This window comes from Nocardia aurea, from assembly GCF_003123685.1.
Classification (GTDB): Bacteria; Actinomycetota; Actinomycetes; order Mycobacteriales; family Mycobacteriaceae; genus Nocardia; species Nocardia aurea.
In genome coordinates this window covers 84,349-102,547 of the sequence record NZ_QCYJ01000084.1, presented here as the reverse complement: position 1 = coordinate 102,547, position 18,199 = coordinate 84,349, and the positions used below count along the sequence as shown (strand labels likewise).

Below are 18,199 nucleotides of genomic sequence, written 5' to 3'. Positions count from 1 at the left end.
TTACGCGGGTTCGCCCCCTTGGCGTCGCCCGGGCAGGGTTTGGGCGGTGGGTGGGCGGTTCCCGAGTTGCGGACCCCTGTTAAAGTTAAACGGTAACGATTTCCATTATGATCTAGCGCACCGCGGACCCGGGCGATCAGCCCCGCCGGTCCGTCACGCACCCAGATCCACCGCACCAGGAGTCCTCCGCGTGAAGAGTCGATTCGCCCTGAAGTTCGCCGGTCTCGCCCTGGGGGTGGCGACCGCGGCGACACTGACCGCCTGCGGCAGCGGCTCGGACGATTCCGGGAAGCCCGAGGTCGTCGCCTCGACCAACGTGTGGGGCGATATCGCCTCGGTCATCGCGGGTTCGGATGCCACGGTGACCGCCCTGATCACCGATCCGGCCGCCGATCCCCATTCGCACGAGACCTCCGCGGTGGAATCGGCGAAGATCAGCGACGCCGACCTGATCGTCTACAACGGCGGCGGCTACGACGAATTCATCGAGAAGGCGATCGAGGGCAGGGACAAGCGCGCCGTCGACGCCTTCGCGGCGCGCACCGACACCTCCGACGAGAACGAACACCTCTGGTACGACGTCACCACCGTCGCGACCGTCGCCGACCGGATCGCCGCGGCGCTCGGCGAGGTCGACGCCGACCACGCCGCCGGTTACACCGAACGCGCGGCGGATTTCAAGGCCCGGCTGTCCGGCATCTCCGCGATCACCGGCAAGGTCGCCGCCGAACACCCCGGCACCCCGGTGTTGCAGACCGAACCGCTCGCGCACTACCTGCTGCTCGCGGCGGGTGCGCGGGACCGCACCCCCGCAGAATTCCAGGAGGCGATCGAGCAGGAGACCGACCCCGCGCCGGCCGCCGTCGCCGCCACCCGCGACCTGTTGACCGGCAAGCAGGTACGCGCCCTGGTCTACAACGTGCAGACCCAGGACAAGATCACCCGCGACCTGCGCGATATCGCCGAGAAGAACGGAGTAGCCGTGGTCGAGGTGACCGAAACCCTGCCCGAAGGGGTCGATTACATTCAGTGGCAGACCAAGAACGCCGAGGCGCTCGCCTCCGCACTCCGGTAGTCGTGCGATGAACAAGGGAGCCGCGCTGACCGAGCACACCGATCGGGTGGAACGGCGGGCGACCGGCACCGACGGTGCGGCCGCGGTCCGCCTCGAAGCCGCGAGCCTCGCCTTCGGCGACCGCACGCTGTGGCGGGATCTCGACCTCGAGGTCGCGCCGGGCGAATTCGTCGCCGTCCTCGGTCCCAACGGATCGGGTAAGACCTCGCTGATGCGGGTGCTGCTCGGGCGACTCGCGCTCAGTTCCGGGCACGCCCACATCGCCGGAGCGCCCGTTCGAGCGGGCAATCACGATATCGGCTATGTGCCGCAACAGAAGACGATCGACGCGGGCGTGCAGTTACGCGGCGTCGACCTCGTCGGCCTCGGCGTGGACGGACACCGCTGGGGACTCGGACTGCGTGGCCGCGCCGAACGCAAGCGCAAGGTCGCCGCCGCCATCGCCGACGTGGGGGCCGAGGCGTTCGCCCACCACGCCCTGGAGTCGCTGTCCGGTGGTGAGCAGCAGCGGCTACGGGTCGCGCAGGCGCTGGTCGGCGACCCGAAGGTGCTGTTGTGCGACGAACCACTACTGAGCCTGGATCTGGCCAATCAACGGCTGGTCTCCGAACTGATCGAGCAGCGCAGACGCGCGCACGGCACCGCGGTGCTGTTCGTCACCCACGAGATCAATCCGATTCTGCCGCTGGTGGACCGGGTGCTGTACCTGGTCGACGGCCGGTTCCGGATCGGGCCGCCGGACGAGGTGATGACCTCCGAGGTGCTCTCCGAGTTGTACGGCACCGAGGTCGACGTGCTGCGGGTACGCGGACGGCTCGTCGTCGTCGGCACCGGTGACACCATGGACGCGCTGGGCGCTGCGGGCGCCCAGCACTGCCATGCCGATACCGATCCGAACCGGGTGCGCGCGTGAACGACAAACTCGCGGGCGTGTTCTCGAAGATGTTCGATTTCAGCACCACCGCCGATCTGCTCTCCTACGACTTCGTCCAACAGGCCGTGCTGGCCGCGGCCATGCTGGGCCTGCTGGCCGGGGCGATCGGCCCGCTCATCATCAGCAGGCAGATGTCGTTCGCGGTGCACGGCACCAGCGAACTGTCGCTGACCGGCGCGGCGGCGGCGCTGCTGGCCGGAATCGGCGTCGGGCTCGGCGCGATCATCGGATCGGTGGTCGCCGCAGTCCTCTTCGGTGCGCTGGGAACCAAAGCGCGAGAGCGCGATTCGGTGATCGCGGTGGTGCTGTCGTTCGGCCTCGGCCTGTCCGTGCTCTTCCTGTGGCTCGGACCGGAACGGGCCGGGTCGAAATTCTCGCTGCTGACCGGACAGGTCGTCAGCGTCGGCTACAGCGGTCTCGCGCTGCTCACCACCTGCACCATCGGGGTGCTGGCCGTCCTCGCCTTCGTCTACCGCCCACTGCTGTTCGCCAGCAGCGATCCGGAAGTCGCGGTGGCCAAGGGCGTTCCGGTACGCGCGCTCTCGATCGTCTTCGCGGTCATGCTCGGGATCACCGCCGCCTTCGGCGTGCAGATCGTCGGCGCGCTGCTTGTCCTCGCGCTGTTGATCACCCCCGCCGCCGCGGCGGCCCAGCTCACCGCGAACCCGGTCCGCGCGACCGTGCTCGCGGTGGTCTTCGCCGAGATCGCGGCGGTCGGCGGCATTCTGCTGTCACTGGCACCCGGCGTGCCCGTATCGACCTTCGTCACCACACTGTCGTTCCTGATCTACCTGATCTGCCGGGTGATCGGCGCACGGCGGCGTCGCACGGTCGGCGTGCGCTGAGCGATTCGCGCGATCGCCGTGGGCGCTCGGTCCACGAGCGCCGCGATTCGGGCAGGCGATCCCGTCATCCCGGTGCATCGCTCCCCGACACCTCACATCCGGGCGGCTCGCTCGGCGACCTCGAAATCCGCGGACCGCGTCCGCCGACTCGGCGAACGCCGCACACCGGCCCCTTCGACTCTCACCGGGAGATCCGGTCGGCCTCCTGATCGACGGCGGTCAGGAACGGCGTCAACGCGGCGAGGTAGGACGGAATGTCGTTGCTCCACAGGCCGTGACCGCGCTCGGGGAGCGTCACCACTTCCACGTCGTCGGCGGCGGCACGATAACGGTCGGCGGCGGCATCGTCGACCACCGACCCCCGCCTGCCACCTCGGATGACCAGCACCGGACAGCCGAGTTCGGGCAGCCGCTCCCACAGCGACACCTCCTCACTCTGCGCGGCCACGGCCTCGATCACGTGCGACGGCATGCGTTCCACGACCGCGCGGCCGTGCACCCGCATCGCGGACAGTCGCTCGACCGCCTCCGGTGGCAGGAAGACGTGCCGCGCCTGATAGTCGTTGATCACCAGCCCCGCCACCCGGTGGTCGGCGTGCAGCGCCGCCCCGATGGCGTAGGGCGTGCCGCGCGAATAGCCCATCACGATCGGCCGTCGCAGTTCACACGCGGTCATCACGGCGAGCACGTCGCCGTAGTGGTGCTGCCAGGTGTATCCGCTGACCGGAGCGTCACTGCGACCCCGCCCGCGTACGTCGACGACGACCACGCGCCGGTCGCCCAGCGCCTCCAGCTGCCAGGCGTAATCCTCGGCGTCTTCGCCGGTGCCGGGAACGACCAGCACCGGCACGCCCGAACCGGCACGCCGATTATCGATGGCGTGCAGCCGCACACCGGCGTTGTCGACGTACACCGTCGCCATCGGACCCCCTCGGGTGCGGCTTGCGCGAGAAATGTTTGTGTGGCGAACAAAATTTAGCGCGCGGTCCTCGCCGTCCGCCAGACCGCAGGGGTCGCGACCACTTTGATGGCAGCCGCCTTCAGTCGAGGGGTCGAGGTTTCGTATGCTCGACACACCCGCCGCCGACCGAATGGTGATCACCGATGATCGATTTCACGATTCCCGCCGACCTCGCCGCCGAACGCGACCGCGTGCGGCGATTCGTCATCGACAAGATCGTCCCGTTCGAACGGGATCCGCGCCTGACCTCCCACGGACCGACCGACGAACTGCGCCAGGAACTGGTCGAACTGGCCCGCGCCGAGAAATTGCTGACCGTCCAGGCGCCCGAGGAACTGGGCGGACGCGGGCTGACCCATATCGAGCAGGCGGTGATCTACGAGGCGGCGGGCTGGTCGACCCTGGGCCCGGTGGCGATGAACTGCGCCGCCCCCGACGAGGGCAATATGTACCTGCTGTCGAAGATCGCGAACCCGGATCAGATCGACCGGCACCTCATGCCCGCCATCAACGGCCACCAGCGCACCGTCTTCGCGATGACCGAACCCGACGGCGCGGGCTCGGATCCGAATCAACTGGCCACCGAGGCCGTGTTCGACGGCGAGAATTTCACCATCAACGGGCGCAAATGGCTGATCACGGGCGCGAACGGCGCGAAGACCTGGATCATCATGGCCCGGGTGGCGCCGAACCCGCACGTGCCCGACGGCCCGACCCTGTTCCTGACCGACGGCGATCAGCCGGGCATCGTCATCGAACGCACCATGAACACCATGGACCGCAACTACGTCGGCGGGCACGGCGTCGTTCGTTTCGAGAACCTGGTGCTGCCGAAGGAATCGCTGCTCGGCGATACCGGCCAGGCGCTGCGCTACGCCCAACTGCGGCTGGCTCCGGCACGGCTGACCCACTGCATGCGCTGGCTGGGCGCGGCCGAACGCGCGCAGAGCATCGCCGTCGACTACGCCAAGACCCGCACCGCCTTCGGCAAGCCGATCGGCGAACACGAGGGCGTGTCGTTCATGCTGGCCGATAACGAGATCGCGCTGCACCAGTGCCGACTGACCATCTGGCACGCCTGCTGGCTGATGGACCAGGGCGAGAAGGCCAGGCACGAGAGTTCCATCGCGAAATCGTTCGTCTCCGAGGAACTGTTCAAGGTCGCCGACCGGTGCGTTCAGGTCCTCGGCGGCATCGGCATCAGCGACGAGACGGTCGTCGAGATGATCTTCCGCGACATGCGCGCCTTCCGGCTCTACGACGGCCCGACCGAGGTGCACAAATACGCTATCGGCCGCCGCGTGCTGCGCTGACACGGCGGAACGGCCGGCGAGGGAGTTGGGACGAGTGGTTCGGGTGGGGCAGTTGAGCCGGAGCCGAGGACGGCTGGAATTCGATACGACTACCATGCTGGCATGAGTTCGGAACTGCTCGTCGATGTCTCAGCGGGCATCGCCGTGCTCACACTCAATCGTCCCGCGCAGCAGAACGCGTTCACCCCGGCGATGACTGCCGAACTGAGCGCCGCGTTGCACCGGTGCGACGCCGAGGACGCGATCCGCGTGGTCGTCATCACCGGAACCCCGCCCGCGTTCTGCGCGGGCGCCGACCTGTCCAGCCGGGTGGGTGAGGTCAGCGCGACGATCGATCCCGCCCCGTGGCAGATCCGCAAACCGGTGATCGCCGCCGTCAACGGTCACGCGGTGGGGATCGGCCTCGCGCTCGCCCTGCAATGCGACCTGCGCTATATGGCCCGCGACGCGGTCTACGGCCTCACCCAGGTCAGACGGGGTGTACTCGCCGACGGCTACGCGCACTGGACGCTGCCCCGGCTGGTCGGCATGGCCAACGCCGCCGACATCATGCTGACCGGGCGCACCTTCGACGGCGAAGAGGCCAAGTCGATGGGTCTGGCCAACAGCTGCCTCGACGGGTCCGAGGTGCTGCCGACCGCGCTGTCGGTGGCGCACGACATGGCCAACGGATCGGCCCCGCTGCCGGTGGCGCTGTCCAAGCGGCTGCTGTGGGAAGGTCTGCGGATGAGTCCGGCCGTGGTCGGAAAGCTGGAAACCGATCTGAACGCGCACGCCGCCGAGAGTGTCGACGGTGACGAAGCCATGGCGGCCTTCCGCGATCGCAGGCAGCCCAATTGGACCGGCAGTATCAGCGCCGAATGGCCTGCCTGGGACAAGGCCGTCGCCGAACGACCGGTACTGGACTGACCCGAGCCCGGCATTCCGGTCTCGACCGGGCGGGTGCCACCGGGTTCTGCTCCCGTCGAGTTCTGCTCCCGCGGCGTCAGGCACCGCCGCGCAACACGAGCAGGATGAACAGAATCGCCATGATGATCATGCAGATGGTGCCGACGACACCGAGCACATAGCCGACGAGCACCTGGGCGCGGCCACCGTAGGCGCCGCCGGATTCTTCGATCTGGTCGAGCGCGCGCCTGCCCATCGCCCACGCCACCGGCCCGAGTGCTCCGCAGCACAGCAGACTCGCGGCGCCGATGAACAACACGGCCTGCGCATTGGGATGCTCGACTGGCTGCCCGATGGGCTGGTTCGGTATGACCACTCACCGAATTCTACGGGGGCCCCGGGCTTTTTGGCAGCGGCTGCCGCGCAGCGTGTTCGGCGGCGACCGCCGTCCCGGCCGACCGATCACGGACGGTGACCGGATCGGCGATCAGGACGAACGTCGTTGGCGGGCAACCTCGGCCAGCACCACGCCCGCGGCGACCGAGGCGTTGAGGGATTCGACCGGCCCCGCCATCGGAATGCTCAGGACGGAATCACAGGTTTCGCGGACGAGACGCGACAGGCCCTTGCCCTCCGAACCGACGACGATCACGGTCGGCTCACGCCCGTCGAAATCGTCGAGCGTGGTGTCCCCGCCCGCGTCCAGACCGATGATCTGATAACCCTTGCTCGCCCAATCCTTCAGCGTGCGAGTCAGATTGGTGGCGCGAGCGACCGGAAGCCTGGCCGCCGCGCCCGCACTGGTCCGCCACGCAACGGCGGTGACACTCGCGCTGCGCCGCGACGGGATCAGCACACCCTGACCGCCGAAAGCCGCGACCGAGCGGATGACGGCGCCGAGATTGCGCGGATCGGAGATATTGTCCAGCGCGACCAGCAGGGCGGGCTCGGCGGTGCCACGTACCCGGTCGAGCAGGTCGTCCGGGTGCGCGTAGCGGTACGGCGGCACCTGGAGGGCGACGCCCTGGTGCAATCCGTTGGCGCTCAAACGATCCAGATCGGTGCGCGGCACCTCGAGAATCGAGATGCCCGCGTCGGCCGCGATCTTCACACTCTCGGTGAGCCGATCGTCGTTCTCGGTGCCGACGGCCACGTACAGCGCCGTCGCGGGCACCTCGGCGCGCAGACATTCGAGGACCGGGTTTCGACCGAGCACCAACTCGGGACCGTCGTCGCTCTTGCGACCGGCCGGTCGACCCGACGAACCACGTTTGTTCGGCTGGTTGGCCGCCGCCTTCGCCTTGGCCGCGGCGCGTTTGGCCGCCGGGTGTTTGGTGCGCGCCTCGGCGGGCGGGGTCGCGCCCCGGCCTTCCAGGCCACGCCTGCGCTTACCGCCGGAGCCGACGACGGCGCCCTTCTTGGTGCTGCCCTTGCGGACAGCGCCTCGTCGCTGCGAATTCCCTGCCATCAGTACGCCTTTCCGCGCGGTGTCGGGCAGGAGCGCCCGCGTGCCTTCGGCCTGTCGAGCACGTCGCGGCTCATCGGGCGCCCTTGGGATCGACGAGCGACCACTCCGGGCCGTCGGAGGTGTCGGTCACCTCGATACCGGCGTTCTGCAACCGGTCCCGCGCCGCGTCGGCGCTGGCCCAATCCTTGTCCGCGCGCGCCTGCTGGCGACGGTCGAGTTCGGCGCGGACCAGCACATCGAGCGCGTCGAGCGCCGTCGAATTGTCCTTGCCGCTGTACCACCTCGGGTCGAACGGGCACACGCCGAGGATGCTCAGCATTCCCCTGACCTGACCTGCCAGTTCACGTGCCTCGTCGATCGAACCCGATTCCAGCGCCTTGTTGCCGTCGTGCACCACCCGGTGCACCTCGGCCAGTGCGCGCGGCACCGCGAGATCGTCGTCCATGGCCTCGGCGAAAGCGTCGGTCCATTTACCGACCGGAATCTCCCCGGCCCGGTCGACCACCCGGTGCAAGAACGATTCGATGCGTTGATACGAGGCAACGGCGTCGTTCAAAGCCTTGTCCGAATATTCGAGCATCGAACGGTAGTTCGCGCTACCGAGATAGAACCGGAGTTCCACGGCGCGAACCTTTTTCAGCATATTCGGGACCGAGAGCACATTGCCGAGCGATTTCGACATCTTCTCCCCGCCCATCGTCACCCAGCCGTTGTGCAGCCAGTAACGCGCGAAACCGTCGCCGGCCGCTTTCGACTGGGCCACTTCGTTCTCGTGATGGGGGAAAACCAGATCCATTCCACCGCAGTGGATATCGAATTCGGAACCGAGGTAGTACTCGGCCATCGCCGAGCATTCCAGATGCCATCCCGGACGGCCGGGACCCCACGGCGACGGCCAACTCGGCTCACCCGGTTTCGCGGCCTTCCACAGGGTGAAATCGCGCGCGTCGCGTTTACCCGCGCCCGCGCTCTCGCCCTGGTGCACGTCATCGAGTCGGTGGCCGGACAGTTTGCCGTAATCCGGATAACTCACCACGTCGAAATACACATTGCCTTCGGAGGCGTACGCGTGGCCGCGCTCGATCAACCGGTGCATCAGGTCGATCATCTGCGTGATGTGCCCGGTGGCGCGCGGTTCGGCCGACGGCGCCTGCACGCCGAGCAGGTCGTAGGCCCGGTCGAAGGCGCGCTCGTAGGTGGCGGCCCATTCCCACCACGGCCTGCCCGCCTCGGCGGCCTTGGTCAGGATCTTGTCTTCGATATCGGTGACATTGCGAATGAACCAGACGTCGTAATCGTGCGCCTGCAACCACCTCCGCAGCACGTCGAAGGCGACGCCGCTGCGCACATGGCCGATATGGGGTTCACCCTGAACGGTCGCGCCACACAGGTACACCGAAGCTCGGCCGGGGACCAACGGCGCGAATTCGCGCAGGGTCCGCGTTTCGGTGTCAAAGAGGCGCAGAGTCACGGCAGTCGATCCTAGTCGGTGTAGCTGGGCGTTCTTGCCCCGGCTCAGGTCTGCCGAACCAGGGTGCTATACGCGTTGTCGCAGCAAGGCCGTGGCGATCGCGGCGATGCCCTCGCCCCGGCCGGTGAGACCGAGGCCGTCGGACGTGGTGCCGGATACCGACACCGGTGCGCCGAGCAGGCCGCCCAGAACCTCCTGGGCTTCCGCGCGACGCGGTCCGATCTTGGGGCGGTTGCCGATTACCTGTACGGCGGCATTGACAACATCGAAGCCGGCCTCACCCAGGAGCCTACGCACCTCTTCGAGCATGGTCGCACCGGATACGTTCTCCCACTCCGGGCGACCCACCCCGAAGACCGCGCCGACATCTCCGAGTCCGGCGGCGGACAGCAGCGCGTCGCACAGGGCGTGCGCGGCTACGTCGCCATCGGAATGTCCGGAACAGCCGTCGGCATCCTCGAAAAGCAGGCCGGCCATCCAACATCGACGGCCGGGTTCGATCGGATGGACATCGCTGCCGATTCCCACGCGGATGTTCATGAGGTCCGCACGATTTCCGGGCGCTCGGCGGCGTGTCGGGAAAGTATCGTCTCGGCGAGCATCAGATCGAGCCGAGTGGTGATCTTGAAGGCGAGCGGGTCGCCCGCGATGGTGCGCACCGGCGCACCGAGTAGTTCGACCAGACCCGCGTCGTCGGTGGCGTGCACATCGGCCGCGTACGCGGTCCGCAGCAGTCCGGCCTCGAAGCCCTGGGGTGTCTGGATGGCGCGCAACATGGCCCGGTCCGGCGTGCCGGTGACGGTGCCGAGCGCGTCGACGGATTTGACGGTGTCGACCACGGGCAGCGCGGGAACGACCGCGGGATGACCCGCGCGCAGTTGGGCGACGACGTCGGCGATCAGCCCGGGCGGGGTGAGCGCGCGGGCGGCGTCGTGCACCAGATAGTAGGAAGCCTCGGGCGCGGCGGCGATACCGGCGCGCACCGAATCGGTGCGCTCGGCTCCACCGACCACGATCCGGACGGTATCCCGCACAGCCGAGTGCGACAGCAGGGCGACTGCGCTCTCGACCGATTCCGGGGGCACCATGACGATGATCCGGTCGACCGCCCCCGAGGCGATCAGTCCGTCTACGGCGAGTCGGACCATAGGTGTGCCGCCGACCTCGACGAACGCCTTGGGTGCATTCGCACCCAGACGCACGCCGCGACCGGCGGCAGGCACCAAGGCAACGACAGATCTGTCGTTGTCAGCGTTGTTCACGGTTCAGGAAGCCGCTGCGAGGACCTCGTCGAGCAGGGTCTCTGCCTTGCCGTCATCGGTTCCCTCGGCGAGCGCGAGCTCACCGACGAGGATCTGACGCGCCTTGGCGAGCATCCGCTTCTCACCGGCGGACAGCCCGCGATCCTGCTCACGACGCCACAGGTCGCGTACGACCTCTGCCACTTTGTTGACGTCACCGGAGGCCAGCTTTTCCAGGTTGGCCTTGTAGCGACGCGACCAGTTGGTCGGCTCCTCGGTGTGCGGCGCCCGCAGCACCTGGAAGACTCGATCGAGACCCTCCTGGCCTACGACGTCACGAACGCCGACGTATTCGGCGTTCTCCGCGGGAACCCGAACAGTAAGATCGCCCTGAGCGACCTTCAGGACCAGATACTCTTTTTGCTCACCCTTGATGGTGCGAGTCTCGATTGCTTCGATCAGCGCCGCTCCGTGGTGGGGGTAAACGACGGTGTCTCCGACCTTAAAAATCATGTGTCCCGTGCCCCTTTCGATGTTCACAGTTTAACATGCGACTCGGTAACGGCGCGATCAACGGCGCAGGTCAGGGCCACAACGAGGCAATCGCAGGGGTTGACAGAACCGGCGGGGTGTGCATTACGTTGTGCCGGAACAGGTTATCGACCGGCGCTGTCCCCGCCCCCAGCGCCGCGATTACCCGACACCGTCCGCGCAATCGCAGTTCGCGATCGCGGAAACCGTTATGCAAAGGTTGCGAAGAACATCGGGAAGCCGCCGGAGTCATATTTCTTTCCCGCGCGTGTCCCGCGCGCGCGACGCGGCACGCCGCGGTCGAAAAGCACGGCCGGTGCGGCCGGACTCGACGTCGACTACTACGCTGCCTAGTTACTACTCTCTGTAGCGGAGTGAGCCCGGTCGACATGGAGGACAACCCGTGACTGCCCTGAATGCTGTGACCGCCTCTTCTGGGGCGTGGACGCGACGTCGTTTGGTGACGGTTGCCGCACTCGCCGCGGGCGCGGCGATCGCGATCTCCGGTTGTAGCGCCGGCCAGATCTCGCAGACCGCCGAACAGGTCGCCGCCGTCAACGGCAGCAGCGTGGACGCGGAGCAGATCTCGCTGCGCAATGTGCACATCGTCTACCCGGGCAGCGGCTACACCAACCTCAAGGGCGGCAACGCCCTGCTCGCGTTGTCGATCATCAACAACAGCGAGACCACCGACGACAAGCTGCTCAGCGTCACGACCGACCTCGGCCCGGTGAAGATCACCCCGCCCGCCGGTCAGTCGGCCATCGTGATCCCCGCGCTGCACAATGTCGTCGCGGCGCCGAAGCAGGCCGCGACGGCCGGATCGCCCGCGGCGGACTCGCACGGCGCCGACTCGCACGGGTCGGACTCGCACGCCGCGCCCGCCACCGGCGACAAGGCTGCCACCGATCCCGAGGCCGATCCGGCGCGGATCGAGATCACCGGACTGACCCGCGACATCATCCCCGGCCTCACCTACAGCGTGGTGTTCAACTTCGAGCGCAACGGGCCGGTCAAGATCGAGGTTCCGGTCGACGCGGGCACCGCCACCGAACGCCACGAATCCGATAAGTCCGGTCCGGCGGCCGAGGGCGGCCACGGGGGATCCGGCGGGCACTGAGCCCCCTCCATACGCGAAACGAGGCTGCCGCGTCCGATGCGGCGGCCTTTTTCGTCGGTACGGCCGCTGTGGGTCGCACCGGCTGTCGGGCGAGCCGCTGTCGGACCCGGTACGTAAGGTGCGCGTGTGGCCAAGACCAAGCCGATCTTCCGGTGCTCCGCCTGCTCGCACGAGGTAGCCAAATGGGTCGGCAAATGCCCCGGCTGCGGGGCGTGGGGCGCCGTGGACGAGATCGCCGTCGCAGCGACCCCGGCCGGTGTGCCCGCCCGGCGCGCGATGTTGCCGAGCACGGCGGCCGCGCCCATCTCCACCATCGATTCCCAGATCACCAAGGCGCGTACCACCGGGGTGCCGGAATTGGACCGGGTGCTCGGCGGTGGTGTCGTCCCCGGGTCGGTGGTGTTGCTGTCCGGCGAGCCCGGGGTGGGCAAATCCACGCTGCTGCTCGAGGTCGCCTACCGGTGGGCCGCCCAGCACGAGCACACCTCGCTGTATGTGACCGCGGAGGAATCTGCGGGTCAGGTCAGGCTGCGGGCCGACCGCACGGGAGCGATACACGAGCGGGTGTACCTGGCCGCGGAATCCGATCTATCGATCCTGCTCGGGCATGTCGAGCAGGTACGCCCGAGCCTGCTCGTGGTCGACTCGGTGCAGACCATCCTCGCCCCGGAGGTGGACGGCGTCACCGGCGGCGTCACCCAGGTCCGCGCGGTCACCGCGGCGCTGACCTCACTGGCCAAGGCGAGCGGAATCGCGGTCCTGCTGGTGGGACATGTCACCAAGGACGGCAATGTCGCGGGCCCGCGCACGCTGGAACATCTGGTCGACGTGGTGTTGCAGTTCGAGGGCGACAAGAATTCCACCCTGCGCATGGTGCGCGGTATCAAGAATCGCTTCGGCAGCGCCGACGAGGTCGGCTGTTTCGAATTGCACGACGACGGGATCAGAGGCGTAGACGACCCGTCGGGACTTTTCCTGCACCACCGGACCGATTCGGTGCCGGGCACGGCCGTGACGGTGGCGATGGACGGTAAACGTCCGCTGGTCGGCGAAGTGCAGGGGCTGACCGTGAAGACCGAGATCCCGGCGCCGCGGCGGGCCGTCAGCGGACTGGACTACAACCGCGTCGCGATGGTGCTCGCCGTGTTGCAGAGCCGCGGCCGGGTGTTCGTGGGCAAACACGATGTCTATGCCGCCACGGTCGGCGGCATGCGCTTGGTCGAACCCACCGCCGACCTGGCCATCGCGCTCGCCATCGCGAGTTCGGAATCCGATATCGCGCTGCCCGCGGGCTGGGTGATCCTCGGCGAGGTGGGGTTGGCCGGTGAGGTGCGCAAGGTGACGGGCTTGACGCGCAGGCTGGCCGAAGCCGAACGCCTCGGCTTCACCGACGCGGTCGTACCGCCGGGATCGGACAGGCCGAAAGGCGGCGGCATGAAAATTCACGAAGTGGCCGATCTGCGGTCGGCGATCCGGCTCTGCGGATTACGCAAATCGCGAGGCGAATAAGCGATCTCAGGCGATATTGAACGGCTCGGCCGCGCTGCGCACCGAACCGAGCTGCGCGACAACCGAATAGGCGCCCGCCGGGACCGGGACGCGCTCGCCCGCGCAATTGGGCTGCGAGGTGGAGCCGGACCAGGTGACCTGGAAGGCAGCCTGCTCACCGCGATTGAGGGTGCGCATATCGGGCTGGCCGTCGGGATAGCAGTCGGTACTCGACCACAGCCTGCGCTGGCCGTCCAGCGAGTACACCGAGATCTGTTGCAGACCCGAACCGACATCGCGGGCGCACGCCACCGACGAGATATTCGTGATGACGATGCCGAAGACCGGCTGCTCACCCGGCCGGTATGTCGGTTGCTCCACGGTGACCTTGACCGCGAGCGACTGGTCGGGGCACTGGCCCGCCGCGACCGCGGTGGCGGTCGCGGCGGCACTGCCCGTCGTCTTCGACGATTCCCCGCCCCCCGACGCTGTGGACGAGGAATTCTTGACCGACGTGGCGCTCGCGGCGCCGGTGGCATTCGGATCACCGGGCGAGTTGCCGCCGCGCGCGACCATCACCACCAACCAGATCACCAAGGCGAACGCCACGACCAGAGCGCCGATGGCGAAGACACGACGACGCCAGTAGATCTCCGGTGGCAGCGGTCCAGTCGGTTCCAGCACGCCTCAACGTTAAAGGCACGGGAGGACAACGCGACTCAGGACCTCGGCGTGTCGAGTCGTCCTACGCCGACGCGCCGATCGATTTCACCACCGCACGCTGGGCGAACGGCGGCTCAGACCACCTCGCCGATGTTGCCGACGACACGATGTAGTTGAACCCTGCCGTCGACCAGCTTGTAGGTGACACACGCGATAGCGCACGCACCGGTCGCCACCCGCTGGGAGATGATCATCGAACGCTGCATCAGCAGCCTGCTGGTCTCCACCACATGCCTGGCCTCCATCTCGTCGACGGTCTCCAGACCCTCGCGGCGGCCGATCAGAATGGACGGGGCGACCTTCTCGACCACGCTGCGGATGAATCCGCCCGGCACCTCGCCGCCGTCGAGCGCGTCGATGGTGGCTTTGACCGCACCGCAGCTGTCGTGTCCGAGCACGACGATGAGCGGGACGTCGAGCACCTGCACGCCGTACTCGATCGAACCGAGCACCGAACTGTCGACCACGTGACCCGCGGTGCGGACCACGAACATATCGCCGAGGCCCTGGTCGAAGATCAGTTCGGCGGCGACCCGGGAATCACCGCAGCCGAACAGGATCGCGGACGGATGCTGTCCGCTCACCAACTTGGCTCGGTCGGCGGCTCCTTGGCTAGGATGCAGCAGCGTGCCATTGACAAAGCGCTCGTTGCCCTCGCGAAGGGATTTCCAGGCGCTGATCGGATTGGAATCAGGCATACCGTCCATTGTGCACAGGCGTACCGCTACCAGCGAGTCAGGCGCGTTACGGGTCGGCAAATATCGACTTGCCGTGCTACGACAGGAACGGTGAGGAATATGACCGCCACCACAAGGCGCGTCGTCTCCGCGCGGCGCGCGATCAGCCCCGACGCGGTCGATGCCGAGGTGTTGCTGCGGTGGTACGCCGCGACCGCCCGTGACCTCCCCTGGCGGCATGCCGGAGTGACCGCGTGGCAGATCCTGATGAGCGAGATCATGCTCCAGCAGACCCCCGTCGTCCGCGTCGAACCGATCTGGCGGGAGTGGGTCGCGCGCTGGCCGGTGCCATCGGCGATGGCGGCCTCCTCGCAGGCCGAGGTGCTGCGGGCCTGGGGAAAACTCGGCTATCCGCGTCGCGCGCTGCGGTTGCACGAATGCGCGCGCGTCCTCGCCACCGACCACGGTGACGAGGTGCCCTCCGATGTCGACGTGCTGCTCGGCCTGCCCGGCATCGGGGCGTACACGGCACGCGCGGTCGCCTGTTTCGCCTACGGTCAGCGGGTTCCCGTGGTCGACACGAATGTTCGCCGCGTGGTGGCGCGCGCGGTGCACGGACTCGCGGACGCGGGCAATCCCTCCTCGCGCGACCTCCCCGAAACCGAGGCCCTGCTACCCGAATCCGTGCACCGCGCGGCCACCTTCTCCGCCGCCCTGATGGAACTCGGCGCGACCGTGTGCACCGCGCGCAATCCCGACTGCGCCCGCTGCCCGCTGCCGAGTTGCGCGTGGATCACCGCGGGACGACCGGCGTCGGAGACCGTGCGACGCACTCAGAAATACGAGGGCACCGACCGCCAGGCCAGGGGGCGGCTACTCGACGTGCTGCGCGACTCCTCCGGACCCGTCGAGCGGGTCCGGCTGGATCTCGCGTGGACCAGAGATCCGGGTCAGCGGGACCGCGCGCTCGATTCGCTGCTGAGGGACGGGCTGATCGAACAGACCGAGGACGGGCTGTTCGCGCTGGCGGGCGAGGGCGGGTCGCCCGGCTAGTCGCCGAGAACGCGGCTCAGGAACCGCTCCACCTCGGTGCGATAACGCTGCGGCTGATCGTCGTGTACGAGATGTCCCGCGTCCTGGACCAATACGTAGTCGGTGTCCGGCCCGACCTCGGCCATCTGCCGCATCTGGCCCGGCGGGGTGATGGTGTGCTCCCCCTCGATCAACAGGGTCGGCACCCGCACGGCACGCCACTGCGCCCAGAAATCCCGACTCCCCCACTCCTGGGAGATATCGCGGAACGTGGCGACGGCGCCGTGCAGCCGATAACCGTCGGGGCCGTGATCGAACGAATTCAGGAAATAGCGACCGGCGACCGGGCCGAAGAAATCGATCACCGCGTCCGCGTCGGGGAATGGCTGCGGCCAGGACTCGACCATCGCGGCCCAGTCGTCGGCCGTGCGGCCGGTGAAATCGGGGGCGATGTCCTCCACCACCAGCGCGCGCACCCGGTCGGGGAATTCCGCGGCGAAAACCCAACCGTGCAGGCCGCCCATGGAATGGCCGATCACCACCATCGGCTCGGTGATCACCTCGGTGGCGGCGGCCAGATCGGCGATGAACGCCTCTGTGGACAACTCCGCGGGGGCCGGACGGCCGTGACCGGCGGCGTCGAAGGTGTAGAGGTGGCCGAACGGACGCAACCACCCGAGGTGGTCGGACCAGGTCCGCGCACTGCCCATCAAACCGTGCAACAGCAGGATGGGCGTCCCGGAACCGCCTTCGTCATACAGCACCGTGTCATCTTGCCGCGACGCTGCCGGGACTCGCGACGGGTATCTCCGTATTCTCGGGGGCATGGCTGTTGTGAAGATCAACGCGATCGAGGTTCCCGAGGGCGCGGGCCCCGAGTTGGAGAAGCGGTTCGCCCATCGGGCGCACGCGGTGGAGGGGTCGCCGGGGTTCCTCGGCTTCCAATTGCTGCGGCCCGTGGCGGGGGACGATCGGTACTTCGTCGTCACCCAGTGGGATACCGAGGAGTCGTTCGCCGCGTGGCGGGACGGGCCCGCGCGCACGGCGCACGCGGGCGCGGGTGGGCAGAAGCCGGTGTCGACGGGTGCTTCGCTGCTCGAATTCGAGGTCGTCATCGACGTGCCTGCCACCTCCGGTTCCTGAGCGAATCGGGCGATCTACCGGCAGTCGCGGGTATCGGACATGCCGGTGGACGCGCCGTGCGCGCGGCGAGCGCCACGGCCCGTATTGACGCGGAGTACGGCCAGGTGTCACAGTTCGAGTGATAGAGCGATGGTGACCAGGTAATCCGGTGGAAATCCGGAGCGGTCGCGCCACTGTGTTCCATGCACCGGGTCCCGGTGCCGGAAAGCCAGACGCCGGCACCGTCGCATCAACTCGACGGGACGCGCATCCCTAGGAGGACTCGAATGGCCATCGTGCATTCCCCGAGCCGGACCGCCGAATCACTGGCGACCGTTCTCATCACAGTAGGTGTCGTACTTCTCGCACTGCTCACGCTGTACCTGGTCGGTTTCGACCAGGGCGCCATCTCACGCAGTGGGATGTTCATGCACGAGTTGATGCACGATGGCCGCCACCTGCTGGGTGTTCCGTGCCACTGACACCACCGACGACCGCCGTCCCGTTGGGCGGCTCTTTGAAGACCCTGCTGTTACGTGGCCTGCTGGCCGGCTTGATCGCCGGCCTGCTGGCCGCGACAGTCGGCTACTTCGTCGGTGAACCCAAGATCGACGCCGCCATCGCCATCGAAGAGGCCGCGTCGGCCTCGGAACCGGCGCATCAGGAGGCGGCCGAACCCGCGGGTCACACCCACGGTGACGAAGAGGAACCCCTGGTGAGCCGGGACGGCCAGAAGGCCGGGCAGTTCCTCGCGCTCGGACTCGGCGGTATGGCCTTCGGCGCGATCTTCGCGGCGGCGGCGCATCACGCGCGACGTTTCACCACGCTTTCTGGTCCGAGGCTGGCACTCGGACTCGGCATCGGCGGATGGCTCGCCATCGCGGCGGTGCCGTTCTTCAAATATCCGGCGAACCCGCCGGCGGTGGGCGACCCGGAGACCATCAACGACCGCACACTGCTGTGGGTGGCGTCGGTCCTGTTGGGGCTCGTCGCCGTGGGCGCGGGGGTCTACGTGTACAAATCGCTGCACGGAAAACTCGACACGCTCCGGCTGATCGGCGGGGTCGCGGCCTTCGTCGTCGTCGTCACGCTCGGCTACGTCCTGTTGCCCGGCGTCGACGAGGTGAAGGCGGATTTCCCGGCCAGCCTGCTGTGGCAGTTCCGGGTGGCGTCACTGGCGCAGACCGCGACGCTGTGGGCCGCGCTCGGCCTCGGTTTCGCGTTCCTGACCGAATTCACCACCCGGTCCACTACCCCGGTACGGGAAGAAGTCGCTACCGCGGTGTGATCCGCGCGTCGCATGGACGAAG

General features: G+C 67.9%; 21 protein-coding genes. 11 read left to right on the top strand and 10 right to left on the bottom strand.

Annotation, left to right across the window (positions count from 1 at the left end):
- The first annotated feature begins 190 nt into the window (after positions 1-190).
- Genes DAT37_RS13725 through DAT37_RS13715 form a run of 3 tightly spaced genes read left to right on the top strand, consistent with a single transcriptional unit; the run spans position 191 to position 2,854 of the window.
- Entirely contained in the window at positions 191-1,075 is an 885-nt protein-coding gene (locus tag DAT37_RS13725) for a metal ABC transporter solute-binding protein, Zn/Mn family (protein WP_109525113.1), read from the top strand.
- Between the two features lie 25 nt (positions 1,076-1,100).
- A complete protein-coding gene (locus tag DAT37_RS13720) occupies positions 1,101-1,988 on the top strand; it encodes a metal ABC transporter ATP-binding protein (protein ID WP_408637411.1) in 888 nt (295 codons plus the stop codon).
- 29 nt (positions 1,989-2,017) lie between these two features.
- A complete protein-coding gene (locus DAT37_RS13715; RefSeq protein ID WP_408637410.1) occupies positions 2,018-2,854 on the top strand; it encodes a metal ABC transporter permease in 837 nt (278 codons plus the stop codon).
- A gap of 181 nt (positions 2,855-3,035) precedes the next feature.
- Here the strand turns inward: DAT37_RS13715 and DAT37_RS13710 are convergent, their stop codons facing one another.
- A complete protein-coding gene (locus DAT37_RS13710) occupies positions 3,036-3,776 on the bottom strand; it encodes an alpha/beta fold hydrolase (protein ID WP_109525110.1) in 741 nt (246 codons plus the stop codon).
- A 182-nt stretch (positions 3,777-3,958) separates the two neighbouring features.
- Between DAT37_RS13710 and DAT37_RS13705 the strand changes: the two genes are divergently transcribed.
- Positions 3,959-5,128 carry an acyl-CoA dehydrogenase family protein gene (locus tag DAT37_RS13705; protein WP_109525109.1) on the top strand — a complete coding sequence of 390 codons (1,170 nt, stop codon included), beginning with the start codon at positions 3,959-3,961 and terminating at the stop codon, positions 5,126-5,128.
- A 102-nt stretch (positions 5,129-5,230) separates the two neighbouring features.
- Positions 5,231-6,037 (top strand): enoyl-CoA hydratase/isomerase family protein, encoded by an 807-nt coding sequence (locus tag DAT37_RS13700; protein WP_109525108.1) that lies wholly within the window; start codon positions 5,231-5,233, stop codon positions 6,035-6,037.
- Positions 6,038-6,113: 76 nt separating this feature from the next.
- On the opposite strand, the gene DAT37_RS13695 is transcribed toward DAT37_RS13700, so the two are convergent.
- The 6 genes from DAT37_RS13695 to carD form a co-directional block, all read right to left on the bottom strand.
- Positions 6,114-6,392, bottom strand: a complete 279-nt coding sequence (locus DAT37_RS13695) for a DUF4190 domain-containing protein (RefSeq protein WP_109525107.1) — start codon at positions 6,390-6,392, stop codon at positions 6,114-6,116.
- A 111-nt stretch (positions 6,393-6,503) separates the two neighbouring features.
- Positions 6,504-7,484, bottom strand: coding sequence for a 23S rRNA (guanosine(2251)-2'-O)-methyltransferase RlmB (gene rlmB / locus DAT37_RS13690; protein WP_109525106.1), 981 nt, complete (start codon positions 7,482-7,484; stop codon positions 6,504-6,506).
- Positions 7,485-7,554: 70 nt separating this feature from the next.
- Positions 7,555-8,955, bottom strand: a complete 1,401-nt coding sequence (gene cysS / locus DAT37_RS13685) for a cysteine--tRNA ligase (protein WP_109525105.1) — start codon at positions 8,953-8,955, stop codon at positions 7,555-7,557.
- 66 nt (positions 8,956-9,021) lie between these two features.
- On the bottom strand, positions 9,022-9,489 hold the full coding sequence (ispF, locus tag DAT37_RS13680) for a 2-C-methyl-D-erythritol 2,4-cyclodiphosphate synthase (RefSeq protein WP_109525601.1): 468 nt from the start codon (positions 9,487-9,489) through the stop codon (positions 9,022-9,024).
- 2 nt (positions 9,490-9,491) lie between these two features.
- A complete protein-coding gene (ispD, locus tag DAT37_RS13675; protein ID WP_109525104.1) occupies positions 9,492-10,217 on the bottom strand; it encodes a 2-C-methyl-D-erythritol 4-phosphate cytidylyltransferase in 726 nt (241 codons plus the stop codon).
- A 3-nt stretch (positions 10,218-10,220) separates the two neighbouring features.
- On the bottom strand, positions 10,221-10,709 hold the full coding sequence (gene carD, locus DAT37_RS13670; RefSeq protein ID WP_011206964.1) for an RNA polymerase-binding transcription factor CarD: 489 nt from the start codon (positions 10,707-10,709) through the stop codon (positions 10,221-10,223).
- A gap of 439 nt (positions 10,710-11,148) precedes the next feature.
- Between carD and DAT37_RS13665 the strand changes: the two genes are divergently transcribed.
- Together DAT37_RS13665 and radA are read left to right on the top strand one after the other, a co-directional pair.
- Positions 11,149-11,847 carry a hypothetical protein gene (locus DAT37_RS13665; RefSeq protein ID WP_232839734.1) on the top strand — a complete coding sequence of 233 codons (699 nt, stop codon included), beginning with the start codon at positions 11,149-11,151 and terminating at the stop codon, positions 11,845-11,847.
- A 126-nt stretch (positions 11,848-11,973) separates the two neighbouring features.
- Positions 11,974-13,356 (top strand): DNA repair protein RadA, encoded by a 1,383-nt coding sequence (gene radA, locus DAT37_RS13660; protein WP_109525102.1) that lies wholly within the window; start codon positions 11,974-11,976, stop codon positions 13,354-13,356.
- Between the two features lie 6 nt (positions 13,357-13,362).
- On the opposite strand, the gene DAT37_RS13655 is transcribed toward radA, so the two are convergent.
- Complete coding sequence (locus DAT37_RS13655) at positions 13,363-14,019, bottom strand: hypothetical protein (RefSeq protein WP_109525101.1); 657 nt, start codon at positions 14,017-14,019, stop codon at positions 13,363-13,365.
- A gap of 113 nt (positions 14,020-14,132) precedes the next feature.
- Positions 14,133-14,756, bottom strand: coding sequence for a carbonic anhydrase (locus tag DAT37_RS13650; protein WP_109525600.1), 624 nt, complete (start codon positions 14,754-14,756; stop codon positions 14,133-14,135).
- Between the two features lie 99 nt (positions 14,757-14,855).
- Between DAT37_RS13650 and DAT37_RS13645 the strand changes: the two genes are divergently transcribed.
- The gene (locus tag DAT37_RS13645; protein WP_109525100.1) at positions 14,856-15,788 is read left to right on the top strand and encodes an HhH-GPD family protein; all 933 of its coding nucleotides are present in this window, start codon (positions 14,856-14,858) and stop codon (positions 15,786-15,788) included.
- On the opposite strand, the gene DAT37_RS13640 is transcribed toward DAT37_RS13645, so the two are convergent.
- Positions 15,785-16,531: an alpha/beta fold hydrolase gene (locus DAT37_RS13640; RefSeq protein ID WP_109525099.1), complete on the bottom strand. Its 747-nt coding sequence runs from the start codon at positions 16,529-16,531 to the stop codon at positions 15,785-15,787. The two genes, DAT37_RS13645 and DAT37_RS13640, sit on opposite strands and share 4 nt — an antisense overlap.
- A gap of 61 nt (positions 16,532-16,592) precedes the next feature.
- On the opposite strand from DAT37_RS13640, the gene DAT37_RS13635 reads away from it, so the two are divergent.
- The 3 genes from DAT37_RS13635 (at position 16,593) to DAT37_RS13625 (ending at position 18,177) form a co-directional block, all read left to right on the top strand.
- Positions 16,593-16,910: an antibiotic biosynthesis monooxygenase family protein gene (locus DAT37_RS13635; RefSeq protein ID WP_109525098.1), complete on the top strand. Its 318-nt coding sequence runs from the start codon at positions 16,593-16,595 to the stop codon at positions 16,908-16,910.
- Positions 16,911-17,176: 266 nt separating this feature from the next.
- Positions 17,177-17,371 carry a CbtB domain-containing protein gene (locus tag DAT37_RS13630; RefSeq protein WP_109525097.1) on the top strand — a complete coding sequence of 65 codons (195 nt, stop codon included), beginning with the start codon at positions 17,177-17,179 and terminating at the stop codon, positions 17,369-17,371.
- Positions 17,362-18,177 (top strand): CbtA family protein, encoded by an 816-nt coding sequence (locus DAT37_RS13625; protein ID WP_232839733.1) that lies wholly within the window; start codon positions 17,362-17,364, stop codon positions 18,175-18,177. The genes DAT37_RS13630 and DAT37_RS13625 overlap by 10 nt, the downstream gene beginning before the upstream one ends.
- Positions 18,178-18,199 lie beyond the last annotated feature (22 nt).

Coding starts and splice junctions, on each gene's coding strand:
- DAT37_RS13715 (WP_408637410.1), top strand. CDS start 2,018: ATGTTCGATTTCAGCACCACCGCCGATCTGCTCTCCTACGACTTCGTC.
- DAT37_RS13710 (WP_109525110.1), bottom strand. CDS start 3,776: ATGGCGACGGTGTACGTCGACAACGCCGGTGTGCGGCTGCACGCCATC.
- DAT37_RS13705 (WP_109525109.1), top strand. CDS start 3,959: ATGATCGATTTCACGATTCCCGCCGACCTCGCCGCCGAACGCGACCGC.
- DAT37_RS13700 (WP_109525108.1), top strand. CDS start 5,231: ATGAGTTCGGAACTGCTCGTCGATGTCTCAGCGGGCATCGCCGTGCTC.
- rlmB (WP_109525106.1), bottom strand. CDS start 7,484: ATGGCAGGGAATTCGCAGCGACGAGGCGCTGTCCGCAAGGGCAGCACC.
- carD (WP_011206964.1), bottom strand. CDS start 10,709: ATGATTTTTAAGGTCGGAGACACCGTCGTTTACCCCCACCACGGAGCG.
- DAT37_RS13650 (WP_109525600.1), bottom strand. CDS start 14,756: ATGCCTGATTCCAATCCGATCAGCGCCTGGAAATCCCTTCGCGAGGGC.
- DAT37_RS13645 (WP_109525100.1), top strand. CDS start 14,856: ATGACCGCCACCACAAGGCGCGTCGTCTCCGCGCGGCGCGCGATCAGC.
- DAT37_RS13635 (WP_109525098.1), top strand. CDS start 16,593: ATGGCTGTTGTGAAGATCAACGCGATCGAGGTTCCCGAGGGCGCGGGC.
- DAT37_RS13630 (WP_109525097.1), top strand. CDS start 17,177: ATGGCCATCGTGCATTCCCCGAGCCGGACCGCCGAATCACTGGCGACC.